Annotated in this window: 9 protein-coding genes; 4 read left to right on the top strand and 5 right to left on the bottom strand. The window is 39.6% G+C overall.

The window, feature by feature from the left end:
• Positions 1 to 5459: ESPR-type extended signal peptide-containing protein (locus CRO21_RS15265; RefSeq protein ID WP_265734868.1), on the bottom strand; the 5459-nt coding region annotated here is incomplete at its 3' end.
• A 1186-nt stretch (positions 5460 to 6645) separates the two neighbouring features.
• On the opposite strand from CRO21_RS15265, the gene CRO21_RS15260 reads away from it, so the two are divergent.
• The 3 genes from CRO21_RS15260 to rsmB all read left to right on the top strand — a co-directional run bounded on the left by CRO21_RS15260 (position 6646) and on the right by rsmB (position 10170).
• Entirely contained in the window at positions 6646 to 7671 is a 1026-nt protein-coding gene (locus CRO21_RS15260; protein ID WP_213064431.1) for a helix-turn-helix transcriptional regulator, read from the top strand.
• A gap of 244 nt (positions 7672 to 7915) precedes the next feature.
• On the top strand, positions 7916 to 8875 hold the full coding sequence (gene fmt, locus CRO21_RS15255; RefSeq protein ID WP_097080172.1) for a methionyl-tRNA formyltransferase: 960 nt from the start codon (positions 7916 to 7918) through the stop codon (positions 8873 to 8875).
• Positions 8872 to 10170 carry a 16S rRNA (cytosine(967)-C(5))-methyltransferase RsmB gene (gene rsmB, locus CRO21_RS15250; RefSeq protein WP_097080171.1) on the top strand — a complete coding sequence of 433 codons (1299 nt, stop codon included), beginning with the start codon at positions 8872 to 8874 and terminating at the stop codon, positions 10168 to 10170. Before fmt ends, rsmB begins: the two co-directional genes overlap by 4 nt.
• A gap of 39 nt (positions 10171 to 10209) precedes the next feature.
• Here the strand turns inward: rsmB and zupT are convergent, their stop codons facing one another.
• The 4 genes from zupT to CRO21_RS15230 all read right to left on the bottom strand — a co-directional run bounded on the left by zupT (position 10210) and on the right by CRO21_RS15230 (position 13390).
• Entirely contained in the window at positions 10210 to 11016 is an 807-nt protein-coding gene (gene zupT, locus CRO21_RS15245) for a zinc transporter ZupT (RefSeq protein ID WP_097080170.1), read from the bottom strand.
• Between the two features lie 97 nt (positions 11017 to 11113).
• Positions 11114 to 11221, bottom strand: coding sequence for a methionine/alanine import family NSS transporter small subunit (locus CRO21_RS15240; RefSeq protein WP_097080169.1), 108 nt, complete (start codon positions 11219 to 11221; stop codon positions 11114 to 11116).
• Positions 11222 to 11223: 2 nt separating this feature from the next.
• Positions 11224 to 12711: a sodium-dependent transporter gene (locus CRO21_RS15235; protein ID WP_097080168.1), complete on the bottom strand. Its 1488-nt coding sequence runs from the start codon at positions 12709 to 12711 to the stop codon at positions 11224 to 11226.
• A gap of 157 nt (positions 12712 to 12868) precedes the next feature.
• Complete coding sequence (locus tag CRO21_RS15230; RefSeq protein ID WP_097080167.1) at positions 12869 to 13390, bottom strand: hypothetical protein; 522 nt, start codon at positions 13388 to 13390, stop codon at positions 12869 to 12871.
• Positions 13391 to 13621: 231 nt separating this feature from the next.
• Here CRO21_RS15230 and CRO21_RS15225 point away from each other — a divergent pair, with 231 nt between their 5' ends.
• The gene (locus CRO21_RS15225) at positions 13622 to 14689 is read left to right on the top strand and encodes an alpha/beta hydrolase (protein WP_097080166.1); all 1068 of its coding nucleotides are present in this window, start codon (positions 13622 to 13624) and stop codon (positions 14687 to 14689) included.
• Positions 14690 to 14706: the final 17 nt, after the last annotated feature.

The raw sequence follows: 14706 nt of genomic DNA, 5'->3' as shown, positions 1-14706 counted from the left end.
GCAAAGTTAACCGTATCGCCCAGTTTAACATTGTCGCCAGCTCCACCATTCACCGCAAAGTTCAAGCCTTTGTCTGCTGTCGCTTGTGCTGTATCTGCTGCATTTTGGGCAGTCGTTACATTCTGGTTGGTGCTATATAGCTGGCTACCATTGACTGCTTCGGTAGATATTGCAGATACCTCACCAGCCGTTACGCCTTTGATTTTACCTGTAGATGCATCAAGCTTGATTGTACCTGCTTGTACACCACTGTTATCTACCTGTGTCGCACCTACAGTCACACTGCCTGCATTGGTCAATGTAATGTTGTCATTCAGCCCATATTTGTAAGTATTGCTCGCTGCATCATAAGTGGCTGTCGTATTTGTTCCATTGGCAAAGTTAACCGTATCACCCAGTTTAACATTGTCGCCAGCTCCACCATTCACCGCAAAGTTCAAGCCTTTGTCTGTGGCTGTCTTTGCATCAACACCTTGCTGGATATCCGATTTGGTTGAAGCACTTAAATCAACAGCATAATTGGTGACATTGTTCGTATCTTTTGATCCTGCTGTTACCGTAACTGCAGAAGAACCAGCCGATGCAGTTGTACCATTTGCATTGACAGCATAAGTTGTTCCTGTAGTCGTGCTATTTGAGGTAACACTAGTGACATTTGTTCCGGCAACAACCGTTGATGATGCTTTTTGAACATCACCTATATTCGCAGCATTGGTGACTGTTGTACCACCACTAGCTACATTGCTTATGACGTGATTACCAGCATTGATACCAGATCCTGTAACACTCACAATTTTTGTGGTATCTGCATTATTAATGACTAAGCCATTATTATTAACAACGGTATTACCTGTGGTCACACTACCAGTAGAGCCTAAATTAATATCTTTGGCTAGTTTGACCGTGAGCGTATCGCCACTGGCGACTACGCCTATATTATTGTCTGTCAGATCAGTTGTTTTACCACCTTTAATATTCAGGGTACTACCTAATGTACGCGCAACACTGCCCGAATCCGCAGCAAAGGTAAGTGGTTTCACAACTTCTGCATTTAAGTTTGATAAAGCCGTACCCACATTATTTGCAGCGGTATAAGTTGTACCGTCTGTTTTAGTGATGATATAGCTTGGTGCAGTAATCCCTCCAGCTGTTGTACCCGCTGATGCATTCCCACCCAAGGCTGCGGCTGTATCGGTTGCAACTTTAGCCAATTCGGTATTGGTCTGGAAAAGCTGACTACCATTAATTGCATCTGTGCTATTTGCCGTCACTCGACCAGCGGCAACATTAATAATCTGACGTTCATTACCCACACTACCTACACTGACGGTAGAAGTAGGTGTTATTCCAGCATAACTATATGTTTTTCCGTTAATAACTGCGCCTGTTGTTGGACTTGCAACACCAGATACCGAACTACTCCCCAAAGCAACTGCATTTTCATGTGTTACAGTCGTATTTGCACCCAGTGCCAAACCATTTTTTGCCTGAGATTGAACGATTGCCAATGTACCCAATGCATTAGCATTGCTCGCATAAACCTGTGCATTTGTACCAATCGCAGTTGAATCTACCGCATTTTCACCTGCCAATGCAGAGGTACCCAATGCGGTACTTCCTTTAGCTTTCGCTTTGGCCTCAGTACCAATTGCATTAGTATTAGTGGCGTAAACCTGCGCACCATCGCCAATAGCATTCGCACTTGACGCATCTGTATTAACAATTGCACGATTCCCTATCGCATTTGCGTTGGTTGCGCCAGAATTCACAACTGCACCATTACCAATTGCATTTGCATTGGTTGCGCCAGAATAAACCGCAGCGGAAGCCCCTAATGCAGTGGCATTATCTGCCAGAACATTAGCAGCATCACCAATCGCATATGCTTTATTACCAGAAGCTTGTGAATTTCGTCCAATGGCTGCTGAATTTTCACCTGCTGCAGTTGCCAAACGACCTACTGCTATACCTTGTTTCGCTCCATCAGATACAACAGCTTCATTTCCAATAGCGACGCCATTATCGGCTTTAACTTTAGCTTTTTGACCAATAGCAGTACCGCTTTCAGCGTTTTGCACTTCCGCATTACTACCAATCACAACAGCATAATCAACACTTTGTCCGGTAGAATCTGCCTGAGCATTATTCCCCATCACAATACTATCAACACCATCACTGACAACATTGGTACCAATTGCAACATTATTTTCATCTTTGGCAGCAGTATATGTACCAATAGCTATTGAGTTTTTACCACTTGCATCAGTATGATTACTTCCCAGTGCCACACTATTAGTATTTGATGCAGACACATCAAAACCTACAGCAATACCATTGGTTGCAACAGCAGAAGTTGATGCAGCAGCACCTATTGCCAATGAATCATTACCACTTGCCTGATTACTTTGCGAATTAGACTGACGAGTACTATTCACTGCAACATATTTAACCTTGGCATTATTGACAGCATCATTAACATAAGCCACATTTGCTGCTGAACTAGTATCTGTGGCATCTGTTTTTACGTTGGTAATGGTTGTGCCCTCACCAGCATTTGCCGCCAGCGCAATTTCTTTTTGATCTGCATTGGTATAGGTCACATAATAATCTGCTGGCAAGGTATTGCTGCCACCACCCGTAGCATTCAGTGCTGCTGCCAACGCTGCGGTAACACTACCATAATTAGTACCATTAACTTCAACACTTCCAAGACTTGTATCGGTAGAACCTGTGGTACCCAGAATTGTTGCAACATTTTTTTGTAATTGTGTTAACTGACTAACATTAACTGCGTCTGTTGCATCGCCACCAGGTGCTACATTGGTAATACGGCGAGTAATTGTACCACCAGATCCTGCATTGCCCACAGAAACAATATTGTATGAGCTAAATCCTACAGGATCGCTAACTAAATAAGAAGCTGTAGTAGAATTTTGGGTTGCAATACTGGATGAACCAAGCGCTACATTCGTTGAGGATGCATTCGAATCAGCACCCAAAGCGGTACCATGTCCACCACTTACTTTAGCACCATTTCCAAGTACAGTGGCATAGTCACCAACAGCATTCGCACCATAACCTACGACTGTCGAATAAGATGTTGCTGTTGTTGCTGACCCCAAGGCTACCGAATTTCGTATTTCTGTATTGCTACTATTGCTATTACTTTTATTACCAATCGAAATATTATCATCGCCATCAAGATAAGTACCTGAATCAGTACCAATCGCAATGTTGTGATCAGAACTACTTATATCTGCTGAAGATAAATTGGATCCAGCTCCTGTACCAACAGCAATATTTTGATTACCTATTACATTCTGTCCAGCCTGATTACCAATAGCGATATGGTCAACACGATCATTATTGTTGCCCTGTACAGAACCAGTTCCTGCCTGATAACCAATAGATACTCCTTTACCCACTGCCGAAACTGCACCTTCACCTATTGCTACCGCATTCGATGTAGCACTTGTGCTTTCACCTATTGCTACAGCCTGATTAGCAGCATTGGCTAATGATCCAACAGCAATCCCACTTGTACCATTGGCATTCGCCTGAGTACCAATTGCAATAGATTTTTCACCCGTAGCTATGGAGGAATCGCCTAATGCGACACTTGAGCTTCCTGTAGCCAATGTTGACGTACCGGCAGAGAGACTATTATTTCCCAAGGCAATATTGGCACCACTTGCCAAAGCAGTTAGGAATTGGCTTACCTGTTCGGATGTCATTACCACACCACTGATCGCAGTGATGCTACTTGGATCTGTACTGGTAGCAGTAACAGCGATACCATTTACAGAGACTATTTTGGTATTACCTGAGTCAGTGTCATAAGTAATTGTACGATTTCCAGTCGAAACGCCTATCGCTGTACTATTGGCACCGATTGCACTAGTCTGTGAACCAATCGCCACATTATTATCCTGAGCTGCTTGCGCACTTTCACCGATACTGACACTATTTTTACCCGCAGCTTGCGTAGATTTACCAATTGCAATACTGGTATCTGCACTAGCTATTGCACCATCGCCCATCGCAATTGAACTGGCGCCATCAGCAACTGATACAGGACCAATCGCAACTGAGTCACTACCATTGGCAACTGAGTCTGATTTTGTAGAATTGGCATGAAAATATTTAATACCAACACCTGATCCCGTGTTGGCACCAGTAATGAACTCTATTGCATCTTTAACATTATTGAATGATTGAGCACTACCTTTACCATCAGAAACCAGATAAGTTGGTGCCGCAAGCGTACCATCTGTTGCCACTGTAGTTCCCAATGCATTCGCAATACTCACATTGGAATTATAAAGCTGCCCGCCATTCACAGCATCGGTACTGCCCGCTGCAACATTACCTGCTCCCAGACTGGTAATCTTTTGGTTGTTTAAACTTGCACCACCACTTACATCTAATGTACCGCCAACAGTTGCCGCACCTGTCGTTGTTAATGTGCCTGTACTTACTGCACCTGTCGTTGTTAAACCTGCATTATTTATCTTTGTTGCACCTGTGGTGACACTACCTATACTTGTTAAATCAAGTGCATTATTTAGGGTAACACTTAAAGTATTACCGCTTACTGATGTATTAACATTACTACCAGTACCCTGAATTGTTAATGTTTCGCCCAATTTACGATTAACACTACCATCCTCACTTGTGAAGGTAATTGATTTATCAGCTAATGTATCTAAGGCTGCTTGCGATGCTTTAGTTGCCAAACCTATAGTTGTATTATTAACCGTACTGTTTAGAGTATCAATTCTGCCCTTTTCTGTATCTAAAGCTGCTTGCGATGCTTTAGTTGCTAAACCCGTAGTTGCATTATTAACCGTACTGTTTAGAGTATCAATTCTGCCCTTTTCTGTATCTAAAGCTGCTTGCGATGCTTTAGTTGCTAAACCCGTAGTTGCATTATTAACCGTACTGTTTAGAGTATCAATTCTGCCCTTTTCTGTATCTAAAGCTGCTTGCGATGCTTTAGTTGCTAAACCCGTAGTTGCATTATTAACCGTACTGTTTAGAGTATCAATTCTGCCCTTTTCTGTATCTAAAGCTGCTTGCGATGCTTTAGTTGCTAAACCCGTAGTCGCATTATTAACCGTACTGTTTAGAGTATCAATTCTGCCCTTTTCTGTATCTAAGGCTGCTTGAGATGCTTTAGTTGCTAAACCCGTAGTCGCATGATTAACTTGACTATTTAAATTCGCTACATCCACCCCTTCCACTGTTCCACTGACAGTAATATTTCCATTAACAGTCAAATTCCCATCGACTGTTTGATCCACTGCATAAGCAGGCATTCCCCCAACCACTGCTATCAAAATTGCTGCACTGACTGCCACTTTTGCTACTTTACTTTTAGTTTTACCTTTTGCAATTTCAGAAACAGCAACCCAAGCTCCTAAACTGGCATTCCATACAACCCTATAAATCTTGTTCATTACAGCATCTCCATGGAGTATTTTTGTCAAAAAATTTATCACTATTGTCAAAAGATATGATTTTATTTTGATAATAGTAAAATTATGCGAACAGTATCACACTTTAGAAGAACAAAAAAGATCCAAAAATCAACCATAGATTAACAAATATTCATATTTTCCAAAAAAACAAGATGAAATCATCGATAAAATTGACAAAAATTGTCAACAACAGCAAAATAAATAATAAATAATGTCAGAAATTGTCACTCAACCTCTTAAATAATAAATTTCATGAATGAATTTTTAATTTTTATATAATAAAATTTCATAATATTTTATGAAGTTATTTATATTTTTGTATTCTGATGATAATTATTACCACTTACAATTTAAGTAAATCTTAACAATTATATATTTTTTTAATTTTACTTAAATAAAAATTAATTAATTTAAAATTTCATCTAAATATTTATATCAGATAAGTTTTTTAAAAAAAACATATTCTCTTCCATTAATATATTGTTTTTATTATAACTAATTGACTAAACTAAACTCTTTAGATATAAATCCTAATCTTATTATTTGTATAAAATACATCAAAAATATTATTTTAGCTTCAGCATGCTTTCAATTAAATTTAAAATATCATTTTTTAAAATTTCTTATATAGATAATATTATTTTACACAATTATAAAATATAACCCAATAATATCCAACCTTACAAATCATAAATAAAAAATTCTTATTTAATCCTTATTTTTTAACATCAAAAAAAATCTTTAGAAAAGTTTCTAAGGCATCAAAATAATTATTTATCAATTTTTTATGCAAAAAAAAATCAATTTTTAATATATATATGTCAATACATTTCCATGATCTTTTGCTATTTTTAAAATAATTTGATTGTTTAATCACATTTTTACTTAAATTTTGTGAAAATTATTCAACGTATTAATGTAAAAATATTTATTAAAATCAATATCTTGAATTTAATTTCGATTACAATCAATTGACTAATTTTAGCTATAGTTTAAAAAATAAATGATTTCTCATACCTGCAAATACTTATATGACAAGATGAAATCCACTGATTTTGTTTGTATAGATATATTCGCAATAATTTTTATTTGGCTCTGTTTAAAAATAATCCAACTTTAACAAAATCTAAGTCTGCTCATTTTTTGTAATTAAGGTTGATAAGATATGGATCATACGAATGACTTGCAAGGCTCTATCACTGTATTATTATTATTTATGGTTGTAGACTTTTGCAAAACTAATCATCTAAAAGTTCCAAAACAGTGTGTATTATATTTTAATGAAGATTTTAGTGAAATACATGATGTTTATGAACGTCTCCCCCTTCATGTCTGGTCAAATATTCTGCATGATATTCATGACCAATATCCAATGCCCGCAATAGGATTGAGTATCGCAAATCATGTTAAATCTTCTTATGCTGGTATTCTGTCATATCTTACTTTTTCACAGTCTAATTTATTCGAAGCTTTATCCGACTTTATTCACTATGAGCGATTATTATATGATTTTAATATTGTTAATTTTCAAATCAAAGATGGCTTTGTCGAATTAAGTTGGTCAGACTATCATGGAAAAGCTGGTCAACTCGTGGATGAGACTTTCTTTGCAGTTTTAATTAATATCGTGAAACAAGTTATTTTTCCGCATAAAATTACATTGAAATGCATAAAATTCTTTTATCCAGAACCCGCGGAAAGTTATCTGTATGAAAAATATTTTGGATGTCCTGTTATTTTTAATGCACCAACAAACTCCATCATTATGTCAACAAATGACTTAAAAAACATAACCTTACCTAATCCAGATAAGGTGCTATATCGAATTCTAAAAAAGAAGGCAAACAGACTATTGGCACAATTAACGCCCTTAGATGAATTTGGACAAATTTTACACAGTAGCATGGTTCATTGTATCCAAAATAAAACAACCCATATCGAAGATATTGCCAATCATATGGGAATGTCTACCACATTGTTAAGGAAAAAACTTAGAGAACAAGATATTAGCTTTAATGCCAAACTTAATCAGGTGCGGCAGAAGTTAGCAGAACAATATTTAAAAGATAATACTTTCAATGTAAACGAAATTGCAGATCTGTTAGGTTATGCAGAACAAAGTGTTTTTCAACGTGCCTTTAAAAGCTGGACGGGAGAAACACCTCTCAAATTCAGAAAAAATAGAACTTAAACATCATTATATAGTTGGATAGACATCTAAAGAGAAGAATATTTTAATCTCAAATCACTATAAAATAATAGATAAACACTTGAGTTGCCCCTTAGAACTTAGATATCAACCATAAAAAGGGGCAACTTGTCATTGCAACATCACAATGTAAAAAAGTGATGAGCACTCTTTTTAGTCAAATAAAATGCTCTTTTTATCTCAACACGGGATATAATTTTTAAATGTCCGATTTTAATCCTAAATTATGAAACTGATATTTGCTGGAACACCAGAATTTGCTGCAACTGCCTTAGCCACTTTAATCAATACTCAACATGACATTGTTGCCGTGTACACACAACCTGATCGTCCATCAGGACGTGGACAAAAATTGTCAGCATCTCCTGTAAAACAATTGGCTTTGCAACATGGCTTAACGGTGCTACAACCCGAAAACTTTAAAAGCAGCAGTGATGAAGGCATAAAAGCACAACAACAATTGGCAGATTTTCAGGCTGATGTCATGGTGGTTGCAGCCTATGGCCTAATTTTACCGCAAGTCGTGTTAGACACACCCAAATATGGCTGTCTCAATATTCACGCGTCCTTATTACCACGCTGGCGTGGCGCTGCACCAATTCAACGGGCGATTTTGGCAGGCGATCAGCAAAGTGGGGTAACCATTATGCAAATGGCAAAAGGTCTGGATACCGGGGATATGTTATACAAGGTGAGCTGTGATATTACTGCAACAGACACTGCATCGACTCTACATGACAAATTGACTCAATTGGGTGCAGAAGCCATTGGTGAAGTACTTGAAGATGAACAACATTTACAACATTATCAGGCCAATCGTGTAATACAGAATGAAGCCTTGAGCAATTATGCGCATAAAATTGTGAAGGCTGAAGCAAAAATCGATTGGGCACAACCTGCACAATATCTGGATTTGCATATTCGCGCTTTTAATCCTGTACCAGTTGCGTTTTGTCTTGTTGCCGAAGGTTCTCCATTACGCATCTGGTCTGCCGAACCAGCAAAAGAAACACATACCTCAAAATATGGTGAAATTCTGGCGGTTGATAAACAAGGTGTACTGGTTGCCTGTGGTGCAGGCACAACTTTACGTTTGACCAGTCTGCAATGGGCAGGCGGCAAGGCATTAAATGCTGTACAAGTCTTTCAGACACAAAAATTGCAGGTTGGACAAATATTATTATGAATCCAACGCAATCTGTATCTTCGATAAATTTACGCGCCCAGTTAATCAAATTATTGATCGCAGTCCAGCAAGGGCAATCTCTGGCACAGCTCCAAAACAAATATTTAAATGCGATCAATGATCAGGATAAAGCATTATTTCACGAACTGAGTCTGGGTATACTCAGACAATGGTTTGGCCTGAAACAGGTGACTTTGCCTTTATTGCAAAAGCCTATTAGCGATTTACCTGTCGAAACTGCGCTATATGTCGGTTTATACCAGATCTTATGTACCCGAATTGCCGACCATGCGGCAATCTCAGAAACTGTCAATGCGGTGAAACAACTTGGTTTTGAATCGGCGAGTGGTTTGGTCAATGCGATTTTAAGACGCGCTCTACGAGAGCGTACGCAGTTACAAGCTCAACTTGAAGCAGCGCATGGTTTACCAAGCTGGCTGTATAAACGTCTCAAAAAAGACTGGAAAAACCAAAGTGACGATTTATGTCAACAACTTAAATCTAGCGCCCCTCTGACATTAAGGGTCAATCAACGCCTGATTGGACGGGATGCGTATTTAGATAAACTGCTGCAACATGATATTCAGGCACATGTCTGTTCACATTCGGATGTTGGCATCACTCTTGATCAGACTGTGCATATTCCTGCATTGCCGGGTTATGAACAAGGCTGGTTTTCGGTACAGGATGAACATGCGCAGCTGTGTGCAATGCTATTACCAGATTTAAATGAAAAATTTGTGATTGATGCTTGTGCCGCACCGGGTGGGAAAACTGCACATTTACTGGAAAAATATCGCCCAGCCAAACTGATTGCATTAGATGCAGATCCCAAGCGTTTACTGCGTGTGGAAGAAAATCTAAGCCGCTTAAAACTGCTCACCGAGCAAGTCGAGATCATCAGTGCCGATGCCACCACATGGCAAGCACCACAACAGGCAGACTGTATTGTGCTTGATGCGCCATGCTCTGCGATTGGTGTATTACGTCGTCATCCAGATATTCGTTTGTTGCGTCAGTCCAGTGATATTGCCCAAACTGTGCAGTTGCAAAAAACCATTCTCAATCATATGTGGCAACAACTTAAACAAGGTGGATCACTGCTTTATATCACCTGTTCAATTCTAAAAGTGGAAAATGAACAACAGATGCTGGATTTTTTTGCAACACACCAAGATGCAAAAGAAATTCCTCTGCATGTTGACTGGGGCATTGCGCAGGCACATGGTCGTCAGCTTTTACCGCAACAAGGTCAGGGCGATGGTTTTTATTATTGTCTGATTGAGAAAATTTAAACCTGAAGAGGTGATTACCGCTTCAGAATTTTCCTGCTGTCACTGGAAAAACTGAAACATGACCAGACTAAGGGCTAATGTTGACATACCAGTCACTAGACCATAAACAGTTTCATGTCCTTTGGCATAACGCTTGGCAGCAGGAAGCAATTCATCAAGGGCCAAAAACACCATCACGCCACCAATCAAACCAAACACACAGCCATATACAACAGGACTCATAAATGGCGCAAGGATACTATAACCAATCAATGCACCAATAGGCTCTGCCAAACCTGAGATAAAACTTGCACCTAAGGCCAGCGCTTTATTCTGTGTTGCCATATACACGGGTAAGGCAATGGCTATTCCTTCGGGGATATTGTGAATGGCAATCGCGACCGCCAAAGGTACGCCCAATGTCGAACTTTCCAGCGTTGCAAAAAAAGTGGCTAAACCTTCGGGAAAATTATGCGCAGTGATCGCAAACAAGGTTAATAAACCGGTACGGTAAAGAGATTTTTGACTGTGCTGCCCGATTTGTCCCTGATCAATGGCTTCATGAGGATTCGGAACCAGACGATCCAGAGCAATCACCAATAATATGCCCAATAAAAAAGAAAATGTTCCCAAGGCAAAACCAATTTGCGCATTGTAGCCTGTAGTAAAGGAATCAATTGATTTATTGAGAATTTCTGTCAAGGACACATAGACCATTGCCCCACCAGCAAATGCCAGTCCAAAAGACAGTAAACGAGGGCTCGGCTGCTTAAAAAAAAGTACTGACGCACCGCCTACAACGGTTGCCAAACTTGCAAGTACAGTGACTAAAAAGGCGATTAAGACCTGATGGCTAAAAAAATCCATAAGAAAAAAGACATCAAAATAGATGTCTTTATTCTATATGAAAAATAATCACCAATGTAAATAATTATCATTATAATATGCTAATTATTTACAGAGCCTAGTCCTCACTTTCAGGATGTTTACTTAAATGAATCATGGCGAGAATTAATCCTCCCCATAATAAAACAATCGAAATAATCATCATAATGAGTGCAGATGTATTCATGCTTAATCTCCCGAATGACCATGATCTTTAAAACGACTAAAGAAAAATGCACCCAATGCAAACAATGCGATACAACCCCAGCCAAAAATCACCTGTACAAATACAGGATAATCACCATAGCCCTTGGTGATTAGTGCGGATAAGGTTAAACCAAGTGCAACCAGCAAGGATAAAGGTGTCACAACGGTCAGCATAAACTCCCAACCTTTACCCAAAGAAATACTGGACGTGGCGTTAATATGTTGTTCCAGTTGTTTTAGCAAAGGACGTTTGAACCAACTCACCATAATAATCGAGAAAAAAGCACCTGCGACAATACCAATATTATTGGCAAAATGATCAATAATATCGACAAAAGTTACTGCGCTATGGGTTGAGAATAATAACGTGGAAACAATTGCAGAGCCACCTGCAACAATCGTCACCGATTTTTTACGTGACCAACCCAACTTGTCCTGAAATGCACAAATCGGCACTTCCAGAATACTGACCATCGAGGTAATCCCGGCAACCACCAAAGACGTGAAAAATAACAAGCCGAATAAATCACCACCAGCGCCCAAGCTGGAAATCAATTTTGGAAAGGCAATAAATGCCAGCCCAATACCGCCACTGACCACTTCCTGTACAGGCAAACCAGAGCTATATGCCATGAAGCCCAGTGCCGCAAATACACCAATACCAGCCAGAATTTCAAAGGATGAATTGGCAAGGGCAACCACCAGCCCCGAACCGGTTAAATCTGTTTTCGGCTTAAGATAAGAAGCATAAGTCAGCATAATGCCGAAGCCGACAGATAAAGAAAAGAAAATATGGCCATAAGCTGCCAACCAGACTTTATAGTCTTTCATCGCCGTCCAGTTGGGGGTAAAAAAAGCATTTAAGCCATCAACAGCGCCGGGCAAACGTAATGCCTGAATCACTAGAATAGAAAATAATACCATCAGTAACGGCATAAAAATCTTATTGGATAATTCAACCCCTTTTTTCACACCACCGTATAAAATCACAATGGTTGCAAGCCAAACCAGTACCAATCCCCAAAACAGGTGCGGTACAAAACCAAAAGTTAATTGATCGGCATTTTGCAAATAATTCTGGAAGAAAAATTGTTCGGTATTTTCACCCCATTTCTGCCCAATCGAATAATAAATATAACTACCCGCCCAAGACAACACACTTGCATAATAAATCCCAATCATCAATGTGACCATCACCTGCCACCAACCCAGTGATTCCATCGGCTTGAATAAACGCTTATAAGCAGTCGGTGGTGCACCGTGATATTTATGCCCAACCGCATAATCCAGAAACAATAAGGGTAATCCTGCGGTAAACAAGGCAATTAAGTAAGGGATTAAAAAGGCACCGCCCCCATTTTCATAGGCAACATAGGGAAATCGCCAGATATTACCCAAACCAACCGCAGAGCCAATTGCTGCAATAATAAATCCAGATCGAGCAGACCAGTTTTCTCTTTGTTGGGTCATATGCTCTCCTTTTCTTTCATGGAATACCTAAGAATACTGTAAAAAACGGCGCAGATTAGCATATTCCATCGATTTTTTTTATTTTTAATCCGTACGCCAAAGACAGATAAAGCCTTATTATTCTATTTTTATGATTTAAATGAGGCGATTAACGCCATCATTTTCGCTCTGATCGTTCTAAGCGCTCACGACGTGTTTGTTCAGCTTTTTGTCTTTGTTGCTGTTTGACATCCTGTTCACGTTTACGGTTTTGCTGTTGTTGATGACGATTCCGATTTTCCTGAGCACGTTTTTCCTGCGCATATCGTTGCTTATCTTGATGTTGCTTGTCCTGCCGACGTTTATCTTCGGCCTGTTTCTGACCATGGCGCTGTTGCTCTGCCCGCTGCCGGCGCTGTTCCAGTTCACGCTGACGTTGTTGTTCACTTTGACGAGACCGATCATACTGGGATTGCTTTTGTTGCTGTGACCTTAACCATAACTGACGTTCCCGTTCCTGCTGATAGGCACGCTGTCTTTCCCTTTGTCGCTGCTGTTCATAACGACGTTGCTGATAAACTGCATCTGTCTGATGCCCATAATATCCACCTTGGCGATAGCGCCCGTTATCTTCCGGTAAGACTGCACAGCCAATCATTGTCATGGTAATGACGATGCCTGTCGTTATCAGTTTATACATAATTCGCCTCCATTCGTCATATCGAGCCACCACTAAAAATTATTGACAATTTACATTTTCAAGTTAAGGTAGATTATCAACATAAAAAAAGCTTACTCGATCACTACACGGATTATGTATTAAAAGCATTGTGCTTATACAGCGAATACATAAAACAGCGGCGTGAATATGAATAAAACATGTAGATGCTTTTGGATAAAGCATCAAGACAATCGTAATAGGAAGTTCAACATGGGTAATTTTTTTGATATAGCGCAGTTTCTGGAAAAATCACAAGGCTCAAGTGCCCGCACTTTGGATAAAGCACCCAAAGTCATACAACAACGCCTTGCCCAAATATTGGGCTATCAGCATGATTTTAAAGCCCTTCACCCTTTTTTAAAATGCTTGCTTGCAATACAGCAGCGACAAGGAAAAATTAATTTAGTTACCGAAGATTATGCAAAAAGTCGTGTTCTATTCCAGCGACAAATGCGTTCTCTTGTGGCAAAACCAACCCCTATAAAATGGGTTGAAGATCTGGATTTACCATTAAAACGTCAGACCTTACATGCCAGACGCTATCATCCCAACCCGGGGAAGAAACTGCCCTTAATCATTTTTTATCATGGCGGTGGATTTGTTGTCGGTGATCTCAATACACATGATGAAGCGTGCCGTTTACTGGCCAAATCTGCCAATGTACAGGTGTTAAGTATCGACTATCCCCTTGCACCGGAACATTCACCGGAATACATTGTGGGCTGTTGTGTTGAAGCATTAGAATGGATATATCAGCATGATAAACAGCTTGACATCGCAGGAAAACGGATCGCCGTTGCAGGCGATAGTGCCGGAGGTAATTTAAGTGCAGTGGTCTGTCAAAAAACACAACACGCCATCTATGCACCCACAGCACAACTGTTGATTTACCCAACGGTAGATTTTAAAAATCGTTATGCCTCTTATTATAAATTTCGTGAAGGCGTAATTTTAAATGACAATGATATCGATACCGTGACCGAACTCTATGTGACTCGGCACAATGTGGCACTCGATGATGCCTTGGTTTCACCGCTATATGGCGACTTAAGCAAAGTTGCACCTGCCTATGTGATCACTTCCAGTTTTGATTTACTTCATGATGAAGGAGAAATATATGCCCAGAAGCTAAAACAGGCCGGTATTCAAGTACAATACAATGAGATCACGGATATGACCCATGGGTTTATTAACTTTACCCCTATTCATAAAGCTGCCAAACAGCACTGGATCAATACAGCCAGAGATTTTCGAAAATTTTGGGATAAATTAAAATAAAATGTTCCACGTGAAAC

The organism is Acinetobacter puyangensis, assembly GCF_900096995.1.
Taxonomy (GTDB): domain Bacteria; phylum Pseudomonadota; class Gammaproteobacteria; order Pseudomonadales; family Moraxellaceae; genus Acinetobacter; species Acinetobacter puyangensis.
The sequence above is the reverse complement of the archived record's forward strand: the minus strand, read 5'-3'. Positions and strand labels throughout refer to the sequence as shown.